Source organism: Corynebacterium faecale (genome assembly GCF_030408735.1).
Classification (GTDB): Bacteria; Actinomycetota; Actinomycetes; order Mycobacteriales; family Mycobacteriaceae; genus Corynebacterium; species Corynebacterium faecale.
This window is the reverse complement of the sequence record NZ_CP047204.1, coordinates 1,481,732-1,506,788: the sequence shown is the minus strand read 5'-3', so window position 1 is coordinate 1,506,788 and position 25,057 is coordinate 1,481,732. Positions and strand designations below refer to the sequence as shown.

Sequence of the window (25,057 nt, the reverse complement as noted above, 5' to 3'; positions counted from 1 at the left end):
GAAAACACCCAAGGAGACCTCGTGGCACAAGATCAGACGGTTCCGGTTAAACCGGGCAAAATCATCGCCGTTCATGTGGCATTCAACTCCCGCGCTGCACAGCGTGGTCGCTGGCCTCAGAAGCCTTCCTACTTCATGAAGGCCCCGAGCTCACTGGCCGCAACCGGTACCGAGATCACCCGCCCGGAGGGCACGGAGCTCCTCGCCTTCGAAGGTGAGATTGCACTGGTCATCGGTGAGCCCGCCAAGAACGTCTCCCTGGACAAGGCATGGGACCATGTTGCTTATGTCACAGCGTCCAATGACCTGGGAATCTACGATTACCGAGCCCAGGACAAGGGCTCCAATACCCGTTCCAAGAGCCGTGATGGCTACACCCCCATCGGCCCGGACCTCATTGATGCCAGCACCGTGGATCCTGCTGACCTCCGCATCCGCACCTGGGTCAACGGAGAGCTCGTGCAGGAGGGCGGCACCACTGAGGAAGACCTGATCTTCCCGCTTGCACAGTTTGTTGCAGACCTCTCCCAGCACATGACCCTGGAAACAGGTGATGTCATACTCACCGGCACCCCAGCAGGTTCCACAGTCATCGTCCCCGGCGATGTGGTTGAGATTGAGGTTGATGCTCCGAACGCGCCGGGCGCTCCGACCTCCGGCCGTCTGAGCAACACCGTTGTCACCGGCCCCGGGGATTTCGACTCTGAGGTCGGCATGCTGCCCAACGTTGATGACAAGCAGCGCGCAGATGCCTTTGGCACCCCTGAGCTCGCCGGCCTGCCCACTGACCCCAATGCGATCACCCCGGAGCTGCGCGCCAAGCTCATGGCTGCCCCCACCGCCGGCCTCTCCGCACAGCTGCGCAACCGTGGCCTGAACCAGGTTGTCATCGAAGGGGTCCACCCCCAGAATGTTGGCACCAAGATCGTTGGACCGGCACGCACCCTCCGCTTCCTTCCAGAGCGTGAAGATCTCTTCAAGACCCACGGTGGTGGCTTCAACGCCCAGAAGCAGACCTTCGATTCGGTCAGGGAAGGTGAAATCCTGGTCATCGAGGCACGTCGCCAGTCCGAGTCCGGCACCCTCGGCGATATCCTCGCCATCCGCGCCAAGGTCAACGGTGCAGCCGGCGTGGTCACCGACGGCGGTGTCCGTGACTATGAGGCGGTTCGTGAAATCGGGCTCCCCGTATTCACCCAGGGTGCGCATCCGGCAGTGCTCGGACGCCGCCACGTCCCATGGGATTTCGATCTGGCGATCGCCTGTGGCAACGCCACTGTGGTCCCAGGTGACATCATCGTCGGCGACGATGATGGCGTTATCGTGATCCCCCGCAATATCGCGGAAGAGGTTGCAGATGCGGCCCTGGCCAAGGAACACGAAGACGAATGGGTTGCAGAACGCGTGGCAGAAGGCGGCCCACTCGACGGACTCTTCCCACCGGTTGGTGCCAACAAGGAGGCCTACCAGGCCTATCTGGCGGCCAACCCGGTTCCGGTCCCCCAGCCTGAATCCTGAAATCATGACAGTCGTAGATGACAGCCATGCTGAGAACACCAAGTTCAGCAAGTCCGAGAGGGCTTATCAGTGGCTCCGTGAGAAGATCCGCACCCGCGAATTCGAACCCGGTTACAAACTGGTATTGAGCACCCTGGCTAATGAGCTGAATGTCAGTGTTGTCCCCGTCCGTGAAGCCATCCGTCAACTGGAGGCTGAGGGTCTGGTGGACTATGAACACAACGTGGGTGCCCGCGTTTCAACCCTCAACCGCGATGCGTATTTCGAGGCCATGGAATCCGTCGCGGTGTTGGAAGGGGCCGCCACCGCACTATCGGTGCCCTTTTTAACCCAGGTAGATCTTGCCAGGGCGAAGGAACTCAATGAGAAGATGGAAGCCCTGCTCTCTGACTTCGAACCTGACACCTTCACTGATCTGAATAAGAAGTTCCACCGCGCACTCTTCTACAAATGTCCGAACACCCGGCTGATTGAGCTTGTGTATGAAGAGTGGGATCGCCTGGATTATTTCCGGGTGTCCACATTCCGATATGTCCCCGAGCGGGCTGCGTCCTCAGTTCAGGAACATCACCAGCTGATCAAATTGATCGAGGCCGGTGCGGAACCTGCGTACCTGGAAAAGCGCGCCCGGGAACACCGGATGCGCACCTCCCAGAGCTACCGTGCACAGATTGACACGACCGGCGGCTTCCAGCTCTAGAGTGACCCCGGGCTCTCCGGAGCCTGTATCAACAAAAACCAGCTTCGAGAACAATCAAGGAGACTCTCCCAATGGCTTATGAAAATGACACCGCACAGCCTGCCAACCTTCCAGATCAGCTCCGTCACTACATTGACGGAGAGTTTGTAGATTCCATCGACGGCGACACCTTCGAGGTTATCAACCCGGTCACCAACGAGGCCTACATCAAGGCATCCTCCGGCAAGGTTGCTGACATCGACCGCGCTGTGCAGGCCGCCAAGAAGGCTTTTGAAGAAGGTCCATGGCCGAAGATGCTCCCCCGTGAGCGTTCACGCATTCTGCACAAGATCGCAGACATTGTTGAATCCCGTGGCGATGAGCTGGCAGCCATGGAGTCCTATGACTCCGGGCTCCCGATCAAACAGGCGCTGGGGCAGGCGCAGCGCGCAGCAGAGAACTTCCGTTTCTTCGCTGACCTGATCGTCGCCCAGGTCGATGACGCCTTCAAGGTTCCGGGACGCCAGATCAACTACGTCAATCGCAAGCCGATCGGTGTTGCTGGCCTGATCACCCCGTGGAACACCCCATTCATGCTCGAGTCCTGGAAGCTTGGACCTGCACTGGCAACCGGTAACACCGTGGTGCTGAAGCCAGCGGAGTTCACCCCGCTGTCTGCTTCCCTCTGGCCTGGCATCTTCGAAGAAGCCGGCCTGCCACAGGGTGTATTCAACCTGGTCAACGGTTACGGTGAAGAGGGTTTCGCAGGTGACTCCCTGGTCAAGCACCCGGATGTCCCCCTGATCTCCTTCACCGGTGAGTCCCGCACCGGCCAGATCATCTTCGGCAACGCAGCCCCTTATCTCAAGGGGCTGTCCATGGAACTCGGCGGCAAGTCCCCTGCCATCGTCTTCGCCGATGCTGACCTGGACACCGCCATCGACGCCACCATCTTCGGTGTGTTCTCCCTCAACGGTGAGCGTTGCACCGCAGGTTCACGCATCCTGGTCGAGCGCAAGATCTACGATGAGTTCGTCGAACGCTATGCAGCACAGGCAAAGCGCGTCAAGGTTGGTCTGCCATCCGACCCAACCACCGAGGTCGGCGCACTGGTTCATCCAGAGCACTTCGAGAAGGTCATGAGTTACGTCGAGATCGGCAAATCCGAGGCACGCCTCGTTGCCGGCGGTGGACGCCCGGAGGGCTTCCCCGAGGGTAACTTCGTTCAGCCAACCGTCTTCGCGGATGTCGCACCAGAGGCACGTATCTTCCAGGAAGAGATCTTCGGACCGGTTGTGGCCATCACCCCATTCGATACCGATGAAGAGGCTCTCGAGCTGGCCAACAACACCAACTACGGCCTGGCTGCCTACGTCTGGACCGCTGACCTGAAGCGTGCCCACAATTTCGCACAGGATGTTGAGGCGGGAATGGTCTGGCTGAACTCCAACAACGTCCGCGACCTGCGTACCCCGTTCGGTGGTGTCAAGGCCTCCGGCCTGGGCCACGAGGGTGGCTACCGCTCCATCGACTTCTACACCGATCAGCAGTCCGTCCACATCAACCTGGGCGAGGTCCACAACCCTGTCTTCGGCAAGCAGGACGACGAAGCTGCCAAGAAGATCGACGGTTAGACACCGCGTCGACAAGCTTTTCCTGAACCACCGGTTTGCCCAGCTCACGGGAAACCGTTACCCCTCTGATGCCTTTTACCCCTCCCGGAAGGAACCACCGTCATGTCTGAAAACACCACCGTAACCGCCCCCGATATCCTGCGCTGTGCGTACATGGAGATCGTGGTCACCGATCTGCAGCGCTCCCGCGATTTCTACGTTGATGTTCTGGGCCTCGTTGTCACCGAAGAAGATGACAACGCCATCTACCTGCGTTCGCTTGAAGAGTTCATCCACCACAACATCGTCTTGAAGAAGGGCGATGTCGCAGCAGTCGGCGCATTCTCCTACCGTGTGCGCTCTCCCGAGGACGTTGATCTGGCCGAGGCTTTCTACCAGGCACGTGGCTGCCGCACCGAGCGTCGCAAAGAAGGCTTTGTCAAGGGCATCGGCGATTCCGTGCGTGTACAGGACCCGCTTGGTTTCCCCTACGAGTTCTTCTACGAGGTCGACCATGTGGAGCGTCTGGCCTGGCGCTACGAGCTCTACACCCCGGGCGCACTCGTTCGCCTCGACCACTTCAACCAGGTCACCCCGGATGTTCCAACCGCTGAGAAGTACATGGAGGATCTCGGTTTTCGTGTCACCGAAGCCATCCGCGACGAAGAAGGCACCACCTACGCCGCCTGGATGCGTCGTAAGCCCACCGTCCATGACACCGCGATGACCGGTGGCGACGGCCCACGCATGCACCATGTTGCCTTCGCAACCCACGAAAAGCACAACATCCTCGCTATCTGCGACAAGCTGGGTGCGTTGCGTATGTCTGACCACATCGAGCGCGGACCGGGCCGCCACGGCGTCTCCAACGCCTTCTACCTCTACCTGCGTGATCCAGATGGACACCGCATCGAGATCTACACCCAGGACTACTACACCGGTGATCCTGACAACCCTGTTGTTGTCTGGGATGTCCATGACAATCAGCGTCGCGACTGGTGGGGCACCCCGGTTGTTCCTTCCTGGTACACCGACGCCTCCCGCGTCCTCGACCTCGACGGCAACCTGGTCCCACTGACCGAGCGCACCGACGCCTCCGAGATGGAAGAGACCATCGGCGCCGATGGCTTCTCCTACACCCGTGCGACTGAAGGCGAGAAGTCCATGCCGGATTGGAAGAAGGGCGAGTACAAGCTGGGCAACCAGCTCTAAACCTCCCCGTGACCAGTGGTGGTGCACCTGCACCACCACTGTCCTGCACCACCATTGTCCTGATCCAGCAGGAAAGCTCTTGGGCACTCCCCGCGCACACGGGCTTAGGGCTTGAGGATCAGGGTTTAGACAGACCCACGTCATTTCATCAGCCACAACTCACGGCGGTTGAGATGGCGACGATAACAGGGGGAGCCTTTCCACCATGATCAGATCCTCGTGGACCGGGCTCCCCCCTTTTTCCACAGAAGTACTCCACAGAAGTATCAGTCCTGCGGGTTGATCCCTGAAGGCACCAGACAGACAACTTGATTACGCTTTTAACTGATAAACCAACCTCAGGCCCCGGAGACCATTTTTAACGCGCGGGGTTTTCCCCGCTCATGTGATTAAGGGCCGTTTCAGACACCACTGTCCACCAGAAAGAGATTTGAGGATCATGCTGGAAAAGCACCAGATCGAGAAGATCGCTGATGATCTCGCTGCGGCTGAGGACAGCCGCACGATGATTCCCCTGCTGACCGCGCAGTACCCGGAAATGGAGGTGGAGGACTCCTATGCTGTTCAGAACGAGTGGAAGCGACGTGGTATCGCATCGGGCCGTAAACTCGTCGGACGCAAAATCGGTCTGACCTCGCGTGTGATGCAGGAGGCCACCGGCATCACCGAACCAGATTACGGGGCCATCTTCGAAGACCAGGTCTATGAAAACGGCTCCGAGATCGAACACGATCGTTTCTCCAATGTCCGCATCGAGGTTGAACTGGCCTTCGTGCTCAAGGATGACCTCAAGGGGCCGGATGTGACAATCTTCGATGTTCTCCGAGCCACCGAATATGTGGTCCCCGCACTGGAGATTCTTTCATCCCGTATTGAGATGAAGGGTCGTACCATCGTGGATACCATCAGTGACAATGCGGCCCTGGGTGCCATGGTTTATGGTGGACGCCCGGTTGCCCCTGATGCACTTGACCTGCGCTGGGTTTCTGCACTGCTCTACCGCAACCACACCATCGAGGAAACCGGTGTGGCAGCTGCCATCCTCAACCACCCTGCAACCGGTGTCGCGTGGCTTGCCAATAAACTTGCCAGCCATGGTGATTCCCTTTCCGCAGGGGATATCATCCTGGCCGGTTCCTTCACCCGCCCGATGTGGGTATACCCCGGCGATACCGTCCATGCAGACTTCGGCGAATTAGGAGACATCACATGCCGTTTCATCTAGAACTTCCGCAGGTTTTCACCGAACGCGTCAAGGAAGCCTCACGCCCCCAGATCGGAATGTGGGTCAGCTCCGGCTCCCCTGTGGCCGCTGAGATCCTGGCCGGCTCCGGTATGGACTGGGTGATGATTGATGCAGAGCACTCCCCTTATGGCGTGGAAACCATCGCGGACCTGCTGCGCGCCACCGCCGCCTACCCGGCCAGCACCGTGGTGCGTGTTCCTTCTGTAGACCGTGTCACGATCAAACGTTACCTGGACCTTGGTGTTCAGAACCTCATGGTGCCGATGGTCCACAATGTGGAACTGGCTCAGGAGGCTGTCGCCTCTGTGCACTACCCGCCGCGGGGCGTGCGTGGTGTTGGTTCCGCACTGGCCCGTGCCTCCCGCTGGGGATCCATTCCCGGTTATCTGGAAAATGCCGCTGACACCCTCAGCCTGATCATCCAGATCGAGTCAGAGGAAGGCGTGAACAACGTTGAGGCGATCGCTGCCATCGACGGTGTGGATGCAGCTTTCATCGGCCCTTCTGATCTGGCTGCCTCGATGGGAATCCTGGGTCAGCAGACCCACGCGGATGTCGTTGCCGGTGTGAAGAAATCCATCGCTGCCTTTACAGCTGTGGGCAAGCCGGTTGGTGTCAATGCCTTCAATCTCGAACAGGCCCAGGACTACCTGGACTCCGGTGCCAACTTCGTTCTGGTTGGTGCCGATGTCCAGCAGCTCAATGCCGCTGCCCGCGGCCTGGTGGAGAAATTCATCACCCCACTCGAAAACACCGTCGAAGGGAATTAGACAATGTCTGATGCAAAGAAAATCAATGTTGAAGAACTACTGGCCAAGGTCCCGACCGGCCTGCTGATCGGTGATACCTGGCGTGATGCCTCCGATGGTGAAACCTTCACCGTGGAGAACCCCGCCACCGGTGAAACCATCGCCACCCTGGCATCAGCCACCAGCGAAGACGCCATCGCCGCGCTTGATGCAGCCTGTGCTGTCCAGGCTGAATGGGCACGCACCTCATCGCGGGAGCGCTCCGAGATCCTACGTCGTGCCTTTGATCTGATTAATGAGCGCGCTGAGGAATTCGCCACTCTCATGACCCTGGAGATGGGCAAGCCCATCGCTGAAGCCCGCGGGGAGGTCAAATACGGCAACGAGTTCATGCGCTGGTTCTCCGAGGAGGCTGTGCGCTCCTACGGACGCCACGGACAAACCCCCGAGGGCAGCCACCGCATGCTCACCGTACGCAAGCCGGTTGGCCCGTGCCTGCTGATCACCCCGTGGAACTTCCCACTGGCCATGGCCACCCGCAAGGTTGGCCCGGCTATCGCCGCTGGTTGCGTCATGGTGCTCAAGCCTGCCCGCCTGACTCCCCTGACCTCCCAGTATTTCGCACAGACCATGCTTGATGCAGGTCTGCCGGCAGGTGTGCTCAACGTGGTCTCCGGAGCATCTGCCAGTGCCATCTCCAACCCGATCATGGAGGATGACCGCCTGCGCAAGGTGTCCTTCACCGGTTCCACCCCGGTTGGCCAACAGCTGCTGAAGAAGGCCGCGGACAAGGTGCTGCGTACCTCCATGGAGCTCGGTGGCAATGCCCCCTTCATCATCTTTGAGGATGCCGATCTGGACTTGGCTGTCGAAGGCGCCATGGGGGCAAAGATGCGCAACATCGGCGAGGCATGCACCGCCGCCAACCGTTTCCTGGTCCACGAGTCCATCGCTGAGGAGTTCGCTCAGCGTTTCGCCGCCAAGATCAAGGAGCTGACGCTGGGCAACGGTCTTGATGAGGACGTCACCGTAGGGCCCCTGGTGGAATCCAAGGCCCGCGATAGCGTTGCCGCCCTGGTCGATGAGGCCGTCAAGGAAGGTGCCACCGTCCTCACCGGCGGCGCCGCCGGTGAGGGTGCAGGTTACTTCTACCAGCCAACAGTGCTTGTCGACGTCGCCCACAACGCCCAGATCCTCAAGGAGGAGATCTTTGGACCAGTTGCTCCGATCATCACCTTCACCACTGAGGAGGAAGCCATCAAGCTGGCCAATGACACCGAATTCGGTCTGGCCTCCTACCTCTTCACCGAAGACTACTCCCGCATGTTCCGTGTCTCCGACCAGCTGGAGTACGGACTGCTCGGGTTCAACTCGGGTGTTATCTCCAATGCTGCGGCCCCCTTTGGTGGCGTGAAGCAGTCCGGAATGGGCCACGAAGGTGGCATTGAGGGCATCGATGAATACACTCAGCTGCAGTACATCGGTATCCGCGATCCCTATGCCGGCCGCTAACCGTTTCTGAGTTTTTCCACGTAAAGAGCCACCCTCCGGGGTGGCTCTTTTCATCCCTTGTTGAGCACCCTTGTGCGGTAGGCGCTGGGAGACTCCCCGTATTCGGCCCGGAAGATCCGCGAGACCTGGGATGCCTCAGGGATACCGTGGCGTTGCCCGATGGCCTGGATGGTGTCCTTGGCATAGCGCGGATCAGCCAGTTCCCGGCGGATACCCTGCAGACGCAGATTGCGGATGAAGCCGGCGACAGTGAAACCGTTGGCCGCAAAATGGGTGTGCAGGTGCCGGAGTGAAACAAACAGTGCAGAGGCGATGGTGCCGGGTCGCAGATCCGCATCATCAAGATTGTCCTGAATATAGCTGGTGGCCTGCCGGAAAAGTTCTCCGCTTTCCGGGGTGGCCCGCCCCTGGAGTTCAGCAGCCAGCACGGTGACCACCATGTCCAGTGCTGAACGCACCAGGGAGCCGGCATGCGGGCCGTCGAGTACCTCGAAGTTCATAGCCAGCTGTTCAAACAGGGGCACCGCCACCCTGCCCAGTCCGGAATCTCCAGCGATGCGGGTGGCGGTCACATTCGCCACATCCCCGGGCACCATGTGCACAAAGCGTTGCGGGAAATGGACCACCAACGTGTGTTGAGGTTCAACATAGGTGAGTTTATAGGGACGCTGGCTGACATAGAATGCCAGGTCACCCGGGTTGAGGGTGCATGTCCTGCCGTCCTGTTCCACCACACAACTGCCCTTTAATTGCAGGCTGAGTTTTCCGTAGGTCTCATCCACGGTGGTGCTCTGTTCCGGAAGGCGTTCCACAGTATGCGGTGGGGTTTGAAGATCATAGAGAATGACGTCCCCGGCACTGACCATGTTGACAACAGCTTCAAAGGGTTGATCGGCAGAACCTGGGAGTGGGTTGATCCGCAGGCGTCCGAAAGCGGCGGTGGCATCAGCACGCCACTGGCTCAACGTTCTCGTTTGTGAAGTCATGAGACCAGCCCCTGATGACATAGGTCACACGCATTGGCAATATGTGTGCACTGCGTGCCAATGGGTGAATCTGTTTAATGGATAACAATAGGTTAGTACCACCCCAGAGAAGGAGAAAACATGACTGCCGAAACAACCACCCACACCCCGACCACCTATGAGGATCTACTGGCCAGTGTCTCCGCAGGCGCTGAAGGACGGGAGATCCTGGACCCTGCCACTGGTGAACTGGTTGGTTATGCACCTGAACACTCCGTGGAGGATCTCCATACCGCGGTTGAGGTTGCCGCAGACAAACAAAAGGCATGGGCAGCTCTGAGCGATGCTGAGCGTTGTGATTACCTCCAGCGCGCTGCAGATGCCGTGGACGCCGCCGGTGAGGCTCTGGCAGAGCTGATCTCACGCGAGCAGGGCAAGCCCTTGAGCGGCCCGGGTTCACGCTTTGAGGCTGGTGCCTGTTCCACCTGGCTTCGCGTGACCTGTTCCTATGATCTCTCCGAGGAGGTTGTTGTAGATGATGAGCAGGCACATGCGGTAATCAACTACCGTCCCATCGGTGTGGTGGGTGCCATCGGACCATGGAACTGGCCTGCCATGATCACCATCTGGCAGCTGGCACCTGCGCTGCGCATGGGAAACGCGGTCGTGGTCAAGCCATCGGAATACACCCCGTTGACGGTGTTGGCGCTGGTGGAGATCCTCAACTCTGTCCTGCCGGAAGGCGTACTTCAGGTGGTGTCCGGTGGCCGTGAGGTGGGTGCTGCCATCTCCACCCATGAGAAGATCGGCAAGATCATGTTCACCGGCTCCACCGCCACCGGACGCAAGATCGCAGAATCTGCAGCCGCCACCGTCAAGCGTCTCACTCTCGAGTTGGGTGGCAATGACGCTGGCATCGTACTGGAGGATGCCGATCCCGCTGCCATCGCCGAGGGACTGTTCTGGGGTGCTTTCATCAACACCGGACAAACCTGTGCTGCACTCAAGCGCCTGTATGTCCACGATTCCATCTATGATGCAGTCTGTGAATCACTCACGGCGCTGGCTGGCCAGATGCCGATGGGTCATGGGGTGGATGAGCAGAACGTACTGGGGCCGCTGCAGAACAAGATGCAATTCGACATCGTGGATGAACTGGTCAAAAAGGCCACTGACTCCGGTGCCCGCGTACTGCTCGGTGGTGACCCTGATTATGAGGCTCCCGGCTTCTTCTACCCTGCCACCCTGATCGCCGACATTGATCCCGATAACGCCCTGGTGGTGGAAGAGCAATTCGGACCGGCCCTGCCGATCATCCGCTACACCGACCTGGATTGGGCTGTTGAGCAGGCCAACAAGCTTGAGGTCGGTCTGGGTGCCTCCGTCTGGTCCTCTGACCGTGACCGCGCCGTAGAGGTGGCACGCCGCATTGAGGCCGGCACCGTGTGGATCAATAACCATGGTGGCCTGGATCCCCGTGTTCCCTTCGGTGGCATCAAACAGTCCGGTTATGGTGTTGAGTTCGGCGTCGAAGGCCTCAAGGCCCTCGGCGTGCCACAGGTGATCAACGGCTGATTCCGCCTTTCATCTGCCACCACACCCCCCGGATGAAGCTGGGGGGTTGTGTGGTGGATCAGCTCGTGTCCACCCATCTGCAATAGTCACCTTTATCTTTTATTGACCTGCGCAGACTACGCTTGTACACGATGACTACATTTTCAGAACTTAATCTGCCGGATCCTATTGTCAAGGAACTGCGCAAACAGGGCATCACGGATGCCTTCCCCATCCAGGAAGCTGCTATTCCTGATGCACTGGCCGGACGCGATGTCCTCGGCCGTGGCCCCACCGGTTCAGGCAAGACCTTCACCTTCGGCCTGCCCATGCTGGCACGACTGGCGGCCTCTGGTGCCTCCCGTCCGGGCCATCCGCGGGGTCTGGTCCTGGTGCCCACCCGCGAACTCGCATCCCAGGTCCGTGAGCGACTGCAGGATCCCGCCGCAGCCATGGGCCTTCGCGTCCTCGAAGTGGTCGGTGGTGTCAACATCAACCGCAACATCACCGCTCTGGCGTCACCGGTGGACCTGCTCGTCGCAACGCCCGGGCGTGCCCAGGATCTGATCAACCAGAAGAAGCTCTTCCTGTCCCAGGTTGAGATCACCGCCCTGGATGAGGCCGATCACATGGCGGACATGGGCTTTCTGCCCCAGGTACGCCGGATCATGGACCTCACCCCGTCCAAGGGGCAGCGTCTGCTGTTCTCTGCGACTCTCGATGGTGATGTGACCAAGCTCGTGGACCGCTACCTGCACAAGCCGGTCACCCACTCCACTGCACCGGTGGCGGCATCCGTGGGCACCATGTCCCACTACCGCCTGCTGGTGGGGGGACGTGATCCCCGTGGTCTGGTGGTGCAGCAGATCGCCGCCCGCGAAGGCAAGACCATCATGTTCATGCGCACCAAGCATGGTGTGGACCGTCAGGTGAAGAAACTCCGTCGCGTGGGTATCAACGCGGTGGGTATCCACGGCGACAAGGGCCAGTCCACCCGCACCAATGCCCTGGCTGGCTTCACCGATGGTTCCATCCCGGTCCTGGTGGCCACCGATATCGCCGCCCGCGGCATTGACGTGGATGATGTCTCCCTGGTGGTGCACGTGGATCCCCCCGCAGAGCACAAGGCCTACCTCCACCGGGCAGGTCGTACTGCGCGCGCCGGATCAACCGGTACAGTAGTAACACTGGTGATGAGCGAGCAGATCAAGGAGGTCCGGGAACTCTTCAAGAAGGCGGGCGTGGAAGCCGCTGAGGTTGAGGTCACGGAAAGCTCCCCTGAACTGGCACGAATCACTGGTGCCCGACGCCCGTCCGGCAAGCCTCTGCCCCCACCGGGACAGCAGCAGCCGAAGCGGGAACAAACAGACAACACCAACCGTTCTGACAGCAGGGGTTCATCCAACAACCCCCGCCAGAGGTCACGTGGTGGCGCCCGTAGAGGTAAGGGTGGAGGTATCGCTACCGCCCGAACCGCCGGTGGCCGCAACAACAACCCCAGGCGTCAGACCACAAGGAAAGATGGTCCCAAGGGCTAGCTGTCCCCTCCCCGTCCGCGGGGAACCCCGGGGGCAGGTTGCCACCTCACGCTAATGGACATACTCATAAGCATCCTCTCACTGATCGGCTTCGTGCTTCTCACCGCCAGCACCGGTCTTTTCGTCGCCATTGAGTTCGCGCTCACCGGCCTGGAAAGATCCACCGTTGAAAACCACGTCAAGCAGAAGGGCGACGCGAGCGCCCACGCAGTGAAGAGGGACTACCAGAATCTGTCGTTCGTGCTCTCCGGCGCTCAGCTCGGTATCACGATCACAACACTCGCCACGGGTTATCTGGCAGAACCCGTGTTATCCCAATACTTCACTCCCGCACTTGAGCTGGTCGGTCTCCCCGAGTCAGCTGCCTCCGCTGTGGCACTGGTCCTGGCTCTGATTGTGGCCACCTTCCTGTCCATGGTCTTCGGCGAGCTGATCCCCAAGAACTGGGCGATCACCAATCCCCTGGGTGTGGCCCGCTTCGTGGTCCACCCGGTCCACTGGTTCAATGTGGCCCTGAAATTCTTCATCAAATCCATGAACAACTCGGCCAACTTCATCGTCCGCAAACTCGGTATTGAGCCCGCCGAGGAGCTGGCCTCCGCCCGTTCCGCGCAGGAGCTCACCGCTTTGGTGCGTAACTCCGCAGAAAGCGGTGAATTGGATCAGACCACCGCCGCGGTGATCAACCGTTCCCTGAAGTTCGGTGAATCCACCGCGGATAAGTTCATGACCCCGCGTTCCACCATCGAAGCCCTCCGGGCGGATGACACCGTGGATGATCTGATCAACCTGGCGCTGGAAACCGGGCATTCCCGGTTCCCTGTCACCGAGGGTGATCTGGATGAAACCATCGGCATGGTCCACATCAAGGACGCCTTCGCCATCCCCGGCAACCAGCGTTCCACCACCATCCTGCGTAACCTGGCCCGCCGCATCCCAGTGGTACCGGCGAGCCTCGATGGTGATGCCGTGCTCAATGCCGTGCGCTCCGCAGGCTCCCAGGTGGTGCTCATCGCAGATGAGTACGGCGGCACCGCCGGCCTGGTTACCATCGAAGACGTGGTGGAGGAGATCCTCGGAGAGGTCTATGACGAACACGATGACTCCGAGGCCGAACGTGATTTCCAGCAGTTCGGTGCGAGCTGGGAAGTATCCGGATTAGTCCGCACAGACCAGCTCCAGCAGCACGTGGGTTATATTTCCCCCGATGGCCCCTTTGAAACTCTCGGTGGCCTGATCATGTTCTCCATGGGCAGGATCCCCAAGGTCGGAGATGTCACCCTCCTGCCCCTGACGGAGACACCTGGCATGGATGAGTTTGAATCCAGCTTCACCGGCAGGTGGATCGCACGCGTCACCGTCATGGAGGACCGCCGCATTGACAAGGCTGTTCTCACCCCCATCACCCACGAAGAAGCAGAGGAGTACACCAAGTGAATATCTGGGTAACCGCCCTTTTCATCATTGTTCTCCTGGCGTTCAACGCCTTCTTCGTGGCGGCTGAGTTCGCCCTGATCTCCTCGCGCCGTGACCGGCTCGAAGCCCATATCGCCCAGGGGAAGAAATCCGCAGAACGTGCCCTCTACGCCACCGAGCATCTGTCCATCATGCTGGCGGGTGCGCAGTTCGGTATCACTTTGTGTTCGCTGTTGCTGGGCAAGATCGCCGAGCCTGCGATTGCACACTTCCTCGAGGTGCCGTTCAAGGCGGTGGGTGTGCCGGAGAATCTCCTGCACCCGATCTCGTTTGTCATCGCCCTGGGGGTAATCACCTGGCTGCACATCCTCTTTGGCGAGATGGTGCCCAAGAACATCGCCATCGCAGGTCCGGAGACCCTGGCCATGTGGCTCTCCCCCGCGCTCATTCTCTGGGTCCGGTTCACCGGCCCGTTGATCCGTTTCATGAACTGGGTTGCCCGCATCACCCTGCGTGCCTTCGGCGTGGAGCAAAAAGATGAGCTGGATTCCACCGTGGACCAGGAGCAGCTGGCCAGCATGATCTCCGAATCCCGCATGGAGGGTCTCCTGGATGCGGAGGAGCATGCCCGTTTGTCCAAGGCGCTGCGCACCGAGCACCGTTCCATCAAGGAATTGGTCATCCGAGATGAGGCTGTCCGCTCGCTTGATTTCGGTCGTCTGGGCCCCACCCTGGCTGACCTGGAGGTGGCTGTCCGTGAAACAGGTTATTCACGTTTCCCGGTCACCGGGCGTGATGGGTCCTACCTGGGTTATATCCATATCAAGGATGTCCTCCCCCGCCTGGCTGATTCAAACCTGAACCCCTCGGAGCACATTCCGCGCTCTGAGCTGCGTCCCCTGACCAACGTGGACGCCGATGGGCTCATGGATGATGTCCTGCACACCATGCACCGTCGCTCCGCACACATGGCGCAGGTGCGTCAGCGCGGTGAGCTCCTGGGTGTGATCACCCTGGAGGATCTTATCGAGGAGTACGTGGGCACGGTCAACGACTGGACTCACGAGGATGCCACCGAGTAGGAATAGATACGTGTCAGAACCCACTTCATTGACTTCCCAGGAGTGGATGCAGCAGGCCCGCGCCCATGAGGCGCGGGCTGTTGCGTTCACCGAGGCCCACCTCAGGCGTCGACAAGCGCACGTCAAACACCCGGTGTATGATTTCCTGTTCGAGTACTACCCGGTCCGCGCCGCCCACCTGAAAACCTGGCACCCGGGGCTCGGCGTCGGCCTGCCCGCCGACGCGCCCCACGCCAGCTGGCGTGACTACACGCTTGTCGACGACTCCGTGGTCACCGTTGATCTTTCAGCCTTCATGTCGCGCCGTGGTGCGGCCGTGCGCTATATCCACGATCTCCTGGCCTCGGTGGTGGACAACCCCGTGCAGTTTGATTGTTTCGGGCTCCATGAATGGGCCATGGTGTACAAATCCACCCCGGAGCAGATCCGCCATGATCTCCCCCTCCGGCTGGGTCATGCGGCCACCGATGCCGTGGTGGAATCCCACCAGCTGAAATGCACCCATTTTGATGCCTTCCGCTTCTTCACCGAACCGGCGGTGCCCTTGAATCTCACGGTGCTCACCCGGGAGGATCAACCCCGCAATGACCAGTGCGGATGCCTGCATGCCACCATGGATCTGTATAAATGGTCAGCCAAACTCGGACCGCTGATCCCCGGTGAGGTACTGCTTGATGCCTTCGAGTTGGCCCGTGACACCCGTGTGCTGGACATGGAGGCCTCCCCCTATGACTGCCGTGGGCATGGTTTCGGGGTGGTGGCCATCGAGACACCCGAGGGTAAGGCCGAGTATGTGGCACGCCAGCGGGATCTGTCCGCCAGGGCAAAACCCATCCGTGACCGGCTTGTCTCCATCACGAAGCAGGCGCTAACGGCTACACTTTCCCAATAGTTCAGCATCACTGCAAGGGAGCGCGCTGTGGCACGACATTCCAGCGGACAGAATAACTACAGGCTGTCCACACCACTGATCATTGCACTTGGCGTCATCGTGGCGATCCTCGCCGTGATCGCCTGGTGGGTATTTTCCAACTCCTCGGATGACTCCGATGACCAGGCCGTTGGCACCACTGAATCCATCACAACGGCGGCCTCCACAGATGGAGAGTGCATCGAGGGTGAGCTCACCCTCCCCATCGGCGGTGATCCGATGGCCGTGCAGGCTGCGGTGGACGATTATAACGCCACCGACCCCGTCACCCGCGACTACTGTGTCACCGCAGAAGCCGTAGCCGACGGCGAACCGGCAGCCACCTATCTTTTCGTCGGCACCCGCGATGATGCCGCCGCGGCGCTGGCCCAGACGGATGCCGTGGCCGCCTCCGCCCCGGATGCCTGGCAGCAGGCCGGGGCCATCGCAGCGGGTATAGCATCCGCAGACGGTGCCTCCCCTGACCTTGATGCCGTGAGCTTCCCTGTGGCCTCAGCACCTTCCCTGTCTGCAACCGTGGCCCGTGCGCTGGCCGACGATGACGAAGCCGCTGCCGCAGCCTTGGCGGAGGATCTGGAAACCACCACCGCTGAAGCCTCTGGTGCCCAGGCTTTCGCTGCCCTGGAATCAACTGAGCTGCCCGATGGCTACACCTTTGACGCGGCCGATGGAGCGGAGCTGCCCGTGTGGGCGATCGCCGTTAACGCCGGTGGCGGCATCACCGAAGACCAGGCCCGCGCGGGCGCAGACTTCATCACCGCAACATCATCTGATGCCGGGGAGACATCCGGGGATGTCACCGGGCTGCTGGAGCGGGCTCGCGCCATTTCTGAGGAGAACAACGCGGTGGTGGCTGAACAGAGCCAGCCTTCCGATACCCTCATCGTCTTGGACACCTCCAACAACATGGACCGCGTGGTGGATGGCACCCAGGAGAGTTACCACACCATGACCAGCCGCATCCTCGCCGATCTGGCTCGTGACACCGGTGGTCAGGGCAACCAGGTGGCGCTGAACAACTACTCCTCCCCGCTGAACCCCGGAGTCACCCGAGGTTGGCGTCCCAACGTCTCCTTCCCTGATGGCTCCAACGGGAACAATGCGGCCAACGCCATCGCACGGTTTGGCACCGGTGGAGTTCCACTGACCCGTGCCGCTGCCGTGGCCGCGGCTTCAATCGCCTCGGAGCATGCAGACAACACCGGCCGGGAGGTTCGCGTGGTGCTGGTGACCAGTGGTTCTGCAAGCAACTACACCGACGAGGCCTTCCTCTCCGATATTCGCGCAGCCGGCGGTGACCGGGTGTCCTTCCGCCTCATCCACGTCGGTTCTGAGCCGGTGGATCAGGTGCTGACTGACTATGTCACCTCCACCGGTGGCACAGCGGTCACTGCAACCACCCCGCAGCAGGTAGATGCCAGCCTGCGCAGTGCCTTCGGGTTCTAACCAGATGCGACAACCCCGTGGTCTTTCTGACCGCGGGGTTGTCTCTCATCTTCGTGCGATCTAGGAGGGATCTGAGCATCCTGAGGTGGGCTGTTGCGAATATAACCTCGGGCGTTCACTTGAGCGGTCATGACCCCGATGCTGAATACGATCCAGATCATATTCCCGCAGATCCCTTCGACCGTGCATAACGTCACAAGATTTCTGTGAAAAGGGGCGGTTTCGCCCAGGATCTTGTGACGTTATGCACGCTTCTCTACCTTCAGGACCCAGTAAAACTGCGAATGCAAAAAATAAACCCGCATCCTGTGGCTTGAGTTCGGAGAAACTCAATCAGAATGCGGGTCTATCTACAGTGGCGCGGTGGGTTATTTAAGAGGTCTTACGCTTGCGTCGGGCAGCCAACTCGTCTTGAAAATTAATCGCCTCCACCTCATAGGTGTCATCGATACGCTCTGATGGGAAGGCGGAGATGTCCCCGGTCAGTTCCTTCATGATGCCAGGCACAGCGATTCCAAACACTCCCTGTCCACCACCGAGGAGATCTATGACCTCTTCGTTGGAGCGGCACTCATAAACGGTGGTGCCGTCAGAGACCAGGGTGATGCCGGCGAGGTCATCCACGCCACGGTCACGAAGTCTATCCACTGCCAGGCGGATATTCTGCAGAGAAATGCCGGTGTCCAGCAGACGCTTGACAATCTTGAGCACCAGGATGTCCTTGAAGGAGTACAGGCGCTGGGAGCCTGAACCACGCGCCCCCCGGATCGACGGGACTACCAGCTTGGTTCGTGCCCAATAATCGAGCTGGCGGTAGGTGATCCCCGCTACCTGGCAGGCGGTGGGAACGCGGTAGCCGACTTCCTCATCGGGGCCCACGTCAAAGAGTGACTCCTGCACGGGCACCTGGATGGGTGCTAAAAGGTCACCCTGGTTATTATTATTCTGATTCACTGATGTCTCCGATGCTTCAGTGTTGGCTGTCTGAGAGCACACCGACTTACATCGGTGTGAATTATAAGCATGAAACTTATACCTATTCTGGTAGAAAGCCTAGACCAAGGTCAAGCTTTATACACGCGACACGCCAAAAACACCAACATCAAAGTGAATTTTCGAATAGATTATCTACCTGTTTTCGCTCGGGTCATCATCAGAATCAGGGGCCTTGGTGTTGCCCTCATTGGTGCCATCAGTCGGGTCGGGATCCACAAAGAGATCATCTTCGGTGACGCCTAAGCTCTGCATGAGTTGCTGGAAATCAGCGTCGGCCTGGGCATCGCCGGAAGCAGACTCAGGGAACACCACCTCATCGTCAGAGGTGGAGGAAACGGTGATCCCGAAGTAGGCTTCCAGATCCTCATCGCTGAGGAACACCGCGGTCTGCTGGAGGATCTCCTCATCAGCCGAAATGGGAACTTCCAGCAGCTCAGAGAGCATGATCACGTCACTGGGGCGGGCATCAAATTCCTCGCCCTCGGAGGTGAGGATCGAGGCCATGTACACACCCTCGAAGTGGCTGACAATCCTCAGACTGCTCACCCATGGACCATTGCGGGTGAAGGATTCCGCGAGCAGTTCATGGGAGGTGGGACGGCGGGGGCTGAATCCGGCACGGTAGGCCTGGATCTTCAACGCATCATCCTCGTCCAACCAGACCGGCAGGATCTTATTGCCGTCAATCCACCGGAAGATGGCGCAGGTGAATCCATCGGGGTCCATGGTGTGGATCCCGTGGAATTCCAGTTCAATGAAATTAGTGTCCAACTCAGTAACCCAACTGTTCCCGTGTCGCATTTTTAACAAGTGATGCGTGCATGGACACGACCAGTGAACACATCTGTTGTGCGAGTTCCTCGGCACGCTGCCGGGCCACATCGCTTTTGCCCCGAGCCACCGGATCCGCGACCTGGGTGATCAGATCGGCCTGACGGGTTGCTGCGTTGCCCAGTGACCTCAACTGGCGGAGATCAAAACCCATGTCCCGCAACGCTCCTGCGGTATTGGCAATCAGCACATCATCGTGGGTGAAGAACCCGGCGGCATCGGGCTTGATCAGCTTCGCGGAGACCAGCTCCGAGAGGATCTCCACGGAAACCCCGGCCTTGTCGGCCACATCGGAGTCAGTGAGGCGGGTCAGCGCGGGTGCGCGGAACTTCTCGGGACTGACCAGTGGCTCAGCACCGCCTGCCCCACCGGCTCCGAGAATCGCGGTGACCGATCCATTGTCCATGGCTTCCAGCTGCTCACGGATGACTTTCAACGGAAGGTAGTTGTCACGCTGGGTGACCAGGATATAGCGCAGTCGCTCCACGTCGGATTCGGTGAACCGGCGGTAACCGGACGCGGTGCGTTCCGGTGTGATCAGACCCTCCGATTCCAGGAAACGGATCTTGGAGACTGTGACATCAGGGAATTCCGCGTTCAAACGCTCAAGGACCACACCGATGGACATGGTCTTGTTCTTCTTTGCTGGCCTGGGTGTCTCTGATGCGGTGGAACCGCTGTTCACGTCGGCTGCTGTTCTACGAAGTGCGCTCACGATGCTGCTGATACCTGCTGGGATTAAAGGGATGGACAATGGACAAGAGTGCAGTGAAATGCACCCTGAAACGGGGGTGAGAGGCTATACGCAAAACGGTTGCAAGATGGGATGATCCTGCAACCGCTGTCAATGAGACTTCCCCCGTGGGCGACTCCCCTAAGCTGCAGGGCCTGCGAGGAAGACCAGGCGGAACTTGCCGATCTGGATCTCATCGCCGGTCTGAAGCACCTGGGAGTTGCGTGGCTCGCGGTTGACGTAGGTTCCGTTGAGGGATCCCACATCCACTACCTCGAATTCGCCCTCGTTGATGCGGAACTCCGCGTGGCGACGGGAAACGGTGACGTCATCCAGGAAGATATCACTTTCCGGGTGTCGTCCAGCTGTGGTGGTGGGCTGATCCAGTAGGAAGCGGGCGCCGGCGTTGGGCCCACGCTTCACAACAAGGAGTGCCGAACCTGCTGGGAGGTTATCAGCGCCCGTGGCCGCAGGAGCGCTTCCAGCGCCCGAAATCTCCTTCAGCAGATCGGCGCGGAAAACCGACGTGGTCTCGACCTGTGGCTCCGGAGTGCCAGTGTTGTCGCTCATTGAATTTCCTCCGTGTCGACATTGTTCTTAACGTAATTCATCATAGCCCCTGCAGGTTACCGAGGGGCGCAAGAACCCTCCCGGCAGGCCACCGCATACTCATGAAATCATCGTGACCTGGCGAAATGGAAAGTTACATCAGCGAAAGATATTTCCGATTCCACTTATAACTGAGTTGCCGGAACCTGCGAGTGGGTTGTCGGAAACCATGTAGGTCCACGTCGCTGACGGACGGGCGAGCCCGTGATCATCCAGGTGCGCGCCGTCATGGTCAATCACCACGGAGCGGAACGTGTCCACGGCATCATCCACGGCCTGCTGTGCCAGTGTCTTGAACTCCCGCACCGCGATGCGGTGGTACTCATCCAGTGGGGTTTCCCGGGCAATGGCACGAAGGTGGATGGACTCACGGACATCGTCCATCAGTGCCAGGTGTTCAGCCCAGTTGAAGTCCAGGTGGTAGAGCATGATGTCACGGGTGGCCTGTACCAGCACTTCCCGGTCCACATCTTTCAGTTCTTCGGCCCGATCCGGTGCCCGCTCGCTGAGTTCCTGCAGTGCCAGGTCTGTATCCAGGAGGCGGCTGCGGCGTTCGTCGATGATCACGCGCTGATCTGCCAGCAGCTTGTTGTATTTCCAGCTCTGGGAGTGGATCTCCAGGAGCTGTCCTTCGGTGACGCGTTGGCAGTGTGCCACCCAGTCACGGATGCGGTTGGAGTCGATGAGGCCGGTGGCGTCGGGTTGAGCGGAGACGTTCTCCCCTGCCCCACCGCTGACCACCACATCATCATCCAGGGAGACGAAGAACAGGCTCAGGCCGGGATCGCCCTGGCGGCCCGCACGGCCACGCAGCTGGTTGTCCAGACGGGAGGTGCGGTGACGGGCGGTGCCCAGGACAGCCAGGCCGCCCAGTTCCACCACCCGGTCATAGTTGGATTCATCGGGTCCGCCGAGACGGATGTCAGTGCCTCGTCCGGCCATCTGGGTGGAGACGGTGACACGTCCGATATCGCCGGCTTCGGCGATGATCTTGGCTTCCTCTGCGTCATTTTTGGCATTGAGCACGCTGACAGTGATGTCGAGGTCGCGGAGGGCATCAGCCAGCTCCTCGGATTCGGCCACATCATGGGTGCCCACGAGCACGGGTTGACCGGTGCCGTGAAGCACGGCGATCTCTTCGATGATGGCGCGGTTCTTCTCCGCCATGGTGGCGTAGATGCGGTCGGCTTCATCGAAACGCTTGAGCGGGTTGTTGCGGTCGATCACGGAGACATGGAGATCATAGAAGGTACGCAGCTGGTCGGTGGCCTCCACGGCGGTGCCGGTCATGCCACAGACCATCGGGTAGCGGCCCATCAGCGCCTGGAGTGTGATGGTGTCCAGGATCTTGCCGCCCTCGGTAACGGCCAGTCCCTCCTTGGCCTCCACGGCTGCCTGGAGACCGTCCGGCCAGCGCTGGAGATCAGCCACGCGGCCACGGGAGGCGTCGATAAGCTGGACCTTGCCCTCGCGGACGATGTAGTGGATATCGCGGATAAGCAGGGCCTGGGCATGCAGCGCCAGGTTAACCTGCACGAGGGTGGAGCCGACGTGGTCATCGTCATAGAGACTGTCGATGCCTAAGGAATGCTCAAGGCGGGCCGCACCCTTATCGGTGAGGGAGACTGTTCGGCGGTCCTCGGAGACCGTGTAATCGTCGTTCTCTTTCAGCTTGCGGACCACTTCGGTGATCTTGCCCCGGGGCGCATGGCCCGGCTGATTACCGGCGAGCACGAGCGGAACAAGCGCCTCGTCCACCAGCACGGAGTCGGCCTCATCCACGATGGCCACATCGGCCCCGTGCTGGACGGCATCCTCACGGCGGGTGATCAGCTGATCGCGCAGGACATCGAAACCGATTTCATTGACGGAACCGTAGACCACGGTGCAGCGATAGGTCTCACGGCGTTCCTGCGGGGTCATCCGTTCGGAGATCGCCCCGACGGTCAGACCGAAGAACTCCACCATCGGGCGCATCCATTCCGCATCGCGCACCGCCAGGTAATCATTGACGGTGATGGAGTGCACCGTCTTGCCCTGCAGTCCCAAACCGGTGGCGGCCATGGCACCCACGAGCGTCTTGCCTTCGCCGGTGGCCATGTGGACCACATCGCCTTCGATCAGGCGCAGCACCGCCTGGGATTGCACCGCATAGGGGCGCATGCCGAGCGTGCGCTGCGCGGCGATGCCGAGCAGCGCGAGGAATTCCGCGGGGTTATCGATGGTGCCATCCCCCGCCAGCGCCCGGGCACGGGCGGCGAGGTGGGCGTCGTCAAGCGTCTCGAGCTCACGGGTGTGCCCCTCGGCCTGGTCGACGATTGCCAGGCTCCGCTTCTGATTGCGGCCCTGTTTCCCGCCGAGTGCCTTCCAGAACCAGTCGAAACCAGCCACGCTCAAACCTCCAGTGAGCTAGATGAGTACATTCCACCGACTTTAACGCACCCCACATCTTCCGTGCGCGGGCGCGTCCCCTTTTAGTGACGTGGATTGCTTTGGTACCACCACATTGTCCAAATCGACACTGGTTTGGCTGTGACCTGCGGGAAAGTTGCGCCTAGGGTGGGGAAGGTCAAGCTCAACATGGGCTTCCCAATGTGCCATTGAAAGGTGCCTGCTGTGCATTCAGTGAGTGTCAAGGTTCCATCATCTGAAGGGCTGATGATGGCGGCCACTCTGGATCTCCCCGCGACCACCCCCGTCGCCTATGCCATGTTCGCCCACTGTTTCACCGGTTCCCGGTTCACTCCCGGGGCTGCGCGCGTAAGTAAATCACTCGCCGAGGCCGGCATCGCGTGCCTGCGTTTCGATTTCCCCGGCCTCGGGCAGTCAGAGGGTGATTTTTCGGAGACCACCTTCAGCTCCAATGTGCGTGACATCGCAGCCGCCGCCCGGTGGCTGGAGGAGAACTATTCCGCACCCCAGCTGCTCATTGGCCATTCCCTCGGTGGTGCGGCATCGCTGAAGGCGGCACCCCTGATCAAGTCCCTGCGCGGTGTGGCCACCATCGGTGCGCCCTTTGATCCGGCGCATGCGGTCCTCCACTTCGCCGACCGCATCAGTGATGTGGATGAGCAGGGTGCGGTCACACTGACCCTCGGCGGGCGTGATGTGACGATCTCACGGGAGTTTTTGGAGGACCTGGCGGACACCAACCCGGTCGAGCATCTCCCCCGCCTGCGCGCACCCCTGCTGCTGTTACACTCCCCGATCGATCAGACCGTGGGCGTGGATAACGCGCAGAAGATCTTCCAGGTCACCCGCTACCCCAAGTCCCTGGTGTCCCTGGATAAGGCCGATCACCTGCTCACCCGCGACGGCGCCGCCCAGCGTGCGGCCCGGATCATCCGCAACTGGATTGATCCCTTCCTGGTCCCTGAGAACGAGTCCGCCAATCGGGAGCCCCTGCCCGTGGACGTGGCCGAGGCCTCCTCCATCGGTTCCAGTAAATACGCCGACGAGGTGCGCACCGGCCGCCACAACTTCATCACCGACCGTGAAAAGCAGGCCGGTGGGCGCGACCTGGGCTACACACCCGTCTCGCTCCTGATCGCCGCGCTCGCTGCCGCGACCTCCCAGCAGATCCGTCAGGCCGCGCGCGAGGCACGCATCAACGAGCTTGACGACGTCCACGTCACCGTCTCCCGCATCGTCGCCGACGATGGCGCGCAGATCAAACTTCGCCGCAGCATTGCACTCACCGGCGACTTAAGCGTCGGCCAACGCCACGAGCTCCTGGCCGCCGCAGGAAACTCCGAGGTTGAACAACTACTCAGCCACGAAGTCATCATCGAAGATAAGGATAGATAACCACCAATGCCCTATGATTACGACCTCCGTTGCCCCTGCGGCACCGGACTCTCCTATGGACAGTGTTGCCACCGCTACCACGCAGGCAACCACCATGCCCCCACAGCCGAGACGCTCATGCGATCCCGTTTCACCGCCTTCGCCGCAGGCGAAGCCGGTTATCTCCTGGACACCTGGGACCCGGACACCCGCCCGTCTGAGCTGAACCTGGATGTGGGACTGGAGTTCTACCGCCTGGAGATCCTGGACACCGAGGGCGGCGGTCCCTTTGATTCCACCGGTCGGGTGAAATTCCAGGCCTTCTACCGCGGCCTTGCCGACGGCGTCCAGGAAGAAGACTCCACCTTCCGCAAGGTTGATGGCCGCTGGGTTTACTCCCTTGGGAATGTCGCGGGTTAAGCCTCGGTTCACCAGCCGATTTTCATTTAGTGATCACACTGGTGTAACCTGATCACGTTGCTGCATAGCAATCAGGTGGTTTCATACCCTTGATTTGTGCGGAAACGGCGGACTGTGGCGCAGCTTGGTAGCGCACTACACTGGGGGTGTAGGGGTCGCAGGTTCAAATCCTGTCAGTCCGACAACAGACCAGTTCAGAGGAATTAAATTTCTTCTGATCT

At 60.2% G+C, this 25,057-nt stretch carries 21 protein-coding genes and 1 tRNA gene; 16 read left to right on the top strand and 6 right to left on the bottom strand.

Annotated features, from left to right (window positions below):
• The first annotated feature begins 21 nt into the window (after positions 1-21).
• The 7 genes from CFAEC_RS06900 (at position 22) to CFAEC_RS06870 (ending at position 8,529) form a co-directional block, all read left to right on the top strand.
• On the top strand, positions 22-1,518 hold the full coding sequence (locus tag CFAEC_RS06900; protein WP_290275356.1) for a fumarylacetoacetate hydrolase family protein: 1,497 nt from the start codon (positions 22-24) through the stop codon (positions 1,516-1,518).
• A 4-nt stretch (positions 1,519-1,522) separates the two neighbouring features.
• Positions 1,523-2,218: a GntR family transcriptional regulator gene (locus CFAEC_RS06895; protein ID WP_290275354.1), complete on the top strand. Its 696-nt coding sequence runs from the start codon at positions 1,523-1,525 to the stop codon at positions 2,216-2,218.
• A 71-nt stretch (positions 2,219-2,289) separates the two neighbouring features.
• Entirely contained in the window at positions 2,290-3,831 is a 1,542-nt protein-coding gene (hpaE, locus tag CFAEC_RS06890; protein WP_290275352.1) for a 5-carboxymethyl-2-hydroxymuconate semialdehyde dehydrogenase, read from the top strand.
• A gap of 102 nt (positions 3,832-3,933) precedes the next feature.
• Positions 3,934-5,022 carry a 3,4-dihydroxyphenylacetate 2,3-dioxygenase gene (hpaD, locus tag CFAEC_RS06885; RefSeq protein WP_290275349.1) on the top strand — a complete coding sequence of 363 codons (1,089 nt, stop codon included), beginning with the start codon at positions 3,934-3,936 and terminating at the stop codon, positions 5,020-5,022.
• A 439-nt stretch (positions 5,023-5,461) separates the two neighbouring features.
• Complete coding sequence (hpaH, locus tag CFAEC_RS06880) at positions 5,462-6,247, top strand: 2-oxo-hept-4-ene-1,7-dioate hydratase (RefSeq protein ID WP_290275347.1); 786 nt, start codon at positions 5,462-5,464, stop codon at positions 6,245-6,247.
• Positions 6,232-7,038: an HpcH/HpaI aldolase family protein gene (locus tag CFAEC_RS06875; protein WP_290275345.1), complete on the top strand. Its 807-nt coding sequence runs from the start codon at positions 6,232-6,234 to the stop codon at positions 7,036-7,038. Before hpaH ends, CFAEC_RS06875 begins: the two co-directional genes overlap by 16 nt.
• A 3-nt stretch (positions 7,039-7,041) precedes the next feature.
• On the top strand, positions 7,042-8,529 hold the full coding sequence (locus CFAEC_RS06870) for an NAD-dependent succinate-semialdehyde dehydrogenase (RefSeq protein WP_290275343.1): 1,488 nt from the start codon (positions 7,042-7,044) through the stop codon (positions 8,527-8,529).
• A 50-nt stretch (positions 8,530-8,579) separates the two neighbouring features.
• Here the strand turns inward: CFAEC_RS06870 and CFAEC_RS06865 are convergent, their stop codons facing one another.
• The gene (locus CFAEC_RS06865) at positions 8,580-9,515 is read right to left on the bottom strand and encodes an AraC-like ligand-binding domain-containing protein (RefSeq protein WP_290275341.1); all 936 of its coding nucleotides are present in this window, start codon (positions 9,513-9,515) and stop codon (positions 8,580-8,582) included.
• A gap of 120 nt (positions 9,516-9,635) precedes the next feature.
• On the opposite strand from CFAEC_RS06865, the gene CFAEC_RS06860 reads away from it, so the two are divergent.
• The 6 genes from CFAEC_RS06860 (at position 9,636) to CFAEC_RS06835 (ending at position 17,461) form a co-directional block, all read left to right on the top strand.
• Complete coding sequence (locus CFAEC_RS06860) at positions 9,636-11,069, top strand: aldehyde dehydrogenase family protein (RefSeq protein ID WP_290275339.1); 1,434 nt, start codon at positions 9,636-9,638, stop codon at positions 11,067-11,069.
• A 131-nt stretch (positions 11,070-11,200) separates the two neighbouring features.
• Positions 11,201-12,586: a DEAD/DEAH box helicase gene (locus tag CFAEC_RS06855; protein WP_290275337.1), complete on the top strand. Its 1,386-nt coding sequence runs from the start codon at positions 11,201-11,203 to the stop codon at positions 12,584-12,586.
• A 54-nt stretch (positions 12,587-12,640) separates the two neighbouring features.
• Positions 12,641-14,023, top strand: coding sequence for a hemolysin family protein (locus tag CFAEC_RS06850; RefSeq protein WP_290279762.1), 1,383 nt, complete (start codon positions 12,641-12,643; stop codon positions 14,021-14,023).
• On the top strand, positions 14,020-15,084 hold the full coding sequence (locus CFAEC_RS06845; protein ID WP_290279761.1) for a hemolysin family protein: 1,065 nt from the start codon (positions 14,020-14,022) through the stop codon (positions 15,082-15,084). The genes CFAEC_RS06850 and CFAEC_RS06845 overlap by 4 nt, the downstream gene beginning before the upstream one ends.
• A 46-nt stretch (positions 15,085-15,130) precedes the next feature.
• Entirely contained in the window at positions 15,131-15,976 is an 846-nt protein-coding gene (locus tag CFAEC_RS06840) for a 3-methyladenine DNA glycosylase (protein ID WP_290279827.1), read from the top strand.
• Positions 15,977-16,003: 27 nt separating this feature from the next.
• A complete protein-coding gene (locus tag CFAEC_RS06835; RefSeq protein ID WP_290279760.1) occupies positions 16,004-17,461 on the top strand; it encodes a VWA domain-containing protein in 1,458 nt (485 codons plus the stop codon).
• A gap of 372 nt (positions 17,462-17,833) precedes the next feature.
• On the opposite strand, the gene CFAEC_RS06830 is transcribed toward CFAEC_RS06835, so the two are convergent.
• The 5 genes from CFAEC_RS06830 to secA2 all read right to left on the bottom strand — a co-directional run bounded on the left by CFAEC_RS06830 (position 17,834) and on the right by secA2 (position 23,021).
• Positions 17,834-18,415, bottom strand: coding sequence for a MerR family transcriptional regulator (locus CFAEC_RS06830; RefSeq protein ID WP_290279759.1), 582 nt, complete (start codon positions 18,413-18,415; stop codon positions 17,834-17,836).
• 174 nt (positions 18,416-18,589) lie between these two features.
• Positions 18,590-19,228 carry a bifunctional nuclease family protein gene (locus CFAEC_RS06825; protein ID WP_290279758.1) on the bottom strand — a complete coding sequence of 213 codons (639 nt, stop codon included), beginning with the start codon at positions 19,226-19,228 and terminating at the stop codon, positions 18,590-18,592.
• Position 19,229: 1 nt separating this feature from the next.
• Positions 19,230-20,003, bottom strand: coding sequence for a transcriptional regulator FtsR (ftsR, locus tag CFAEC_RS06820; protein ID WP_290279757.1), 774 nt, complete (start codon positions 20,001-20,003; stop codon positions 19,230-19,232).
• 159 nt (positions 20,004-20,162) lie between these two features.
• Positions 20,163-20,591 carry an oxoglutarate dehydrogenase inhibitor Odhl gene (gene odhI / locus CFAEC_RS06815; protein WP_290279756.1) on the bottom strand — a complete coding sequence of 143 codons (429 nt, stop codon included), beginning with the start codon at positions 20,589-20,591 and terminating at the stop codon, positions 20,163-20,165.
• A 138-nt stretch (positions 20,592-20,729) separates the two neighbouring features.
• The gene (gene secA2, locus CFAEC_RS06810) at positions 20,730-23,021 is read right to left on the bottom strand and encodes an accessory Sec system translocase SecA2 (RefSeq protein ID WP_290279755.1); all 2,292 of its coding nucleotides are present in this window, start codon (positions 23,019-23,021) and stop codon (positions 20,730-20,732) included.
• A 225-nt stretch (positions 23,022-23,246) separates the two neighbouring features.
• Between secA2 and CFAEC_RS06805 the strand changes: the two genes are divergently transcribed.
• From CFAEC_RS06805 to CFAEC_RS06795, 3 genes are all read left to right on the top strand, one after another.
• A complete protein-coding gene (locus tag CFAEC_RS06805) occupies positions 23,247-24,437 on the top strand; it encodes a bifunctional alpha/beta hydrolase/OsmC family protein (RefSeq protein ID WP_290279754.1) in 1,191 nt (396 codons plus the stop codon).
• Between the two features lie 6 nt (positions 24,438-24,443).
• The gene (locus CFAEC_RS06800) at positions 24,444-24,836 is read left to right on the top strand and encodes a YchJ family protein (protein ID WP_290279753.1); all 393 of its coding nucleotides are present in this window, start codon (positions 24,444-24,446) and stop codon (positions 24,834-24,836) included.
• Between the two features lie 108 nt (positions 24,837-24,944).
• A tRNA-Pro gene (locus CFAEC_RS06795) sits at positions 24,945-25,018 on the top strand.
• Positions 25,019-25,057 lie beyond the last annotated feature (39 nt).

What these genes read in the sequence shown, in the direction of transcription:
- CFAEC_RS06895 (WP_290275354.1), top strand. Translation starts at nt 1,523, where the DNA reads ATGACAGTCGTAGATGACAGCCATGCTGAGAACACCAAGTTCAGCAAG.
- CFAEC_RS06870 (WP_290275343.1), top strand. Translation starts at nt 7,042, where the DNA reads ATGTCTGATGCAAAGAAAATCAATGTTGAAGAACTACTGGCCAAGGTC.
- CFAEC_RS06840 (WP_290279827.1), top strand. Translation starts at nt 15,131, where the DNA reads ATGCAGCAGGCCCGCGCCCATGAGGCGCGGGCTGTTGCGTTCACCGAG.
- odhI (WP_290279756.1), bottom strand. Translation starts at nt 20,591, where the DNA reads ATGAGCGACAACACTGGCACTCCGGAGCCACAGGTCGAGACCACGTCG.
- CFAEC_RS06855 (WP_290275337.1), top strand. Translation starts at nt 11,201, where the DNA reads ATGACTACATTTTCAGAACTTAATCTGCCGGATCCTATTGTCAAGGAA.
- CFAEC_RS06860 (WP_290275339.1), top strand. Translation starts at nt 9,636, where the DNA reads ATGACTGCCGAAACAACCACCCACACCCCGACCACCTATGAGGATCTA.
- hpaH (WP_290275347.1), top strand. Translation starts at nt 5,462, where the DNA reads ATGCTGGAAAAGCACCAGATCGAGAAGATCGCTGATGATCTCGCTGCG.
- CFAEC_RS06850 (WP_290279762.1), top strand. Translation starts at nt 12,641, where the DNA reads ATGGACATACTCATAAGCATCCTCTCACTGATCGGCTTCGTGCTTCTC.
- hpaE (WP_290275352.1), top strand. Translation starts at nt 2,290, where the DNA reads ATGGCTTATGAAAATGACACCGCACAGCCTGCCAACCTTCCAGATCAG.
- CFAEC_RS06875 (WP_290275345.1), top strand. Translation starts at nt 6,232, where the DNA reads ATGCCGTTTCATCTAGAACTTCCGCAGGTTTTCACCGAACGCGTCAAG.
- hpaD (WP_290275349.1), top strand. Translation starts at nt 3,934, where the DNA reads ATGTCTGAAAACACCACCGTAACCGCCCCCGATATCCTGCGCTGTGCG.
- CFAEC_RS06800 (WP_290279753.1), top strand. Translation starts at nt 24,444, where the DNA reads ATGCCCTATGATTACGACCTCCGTTGCCCCTGCGGCACCGGACTCTCC.
- CFAEC_RS06865 (WP_290275341.1), bottom strand. Translation starts at nt 9,515, where the DNA reads ATGACTTCACAAACGAGAACGTTGAGCCAGTGGCGTGCTGATGCCACC.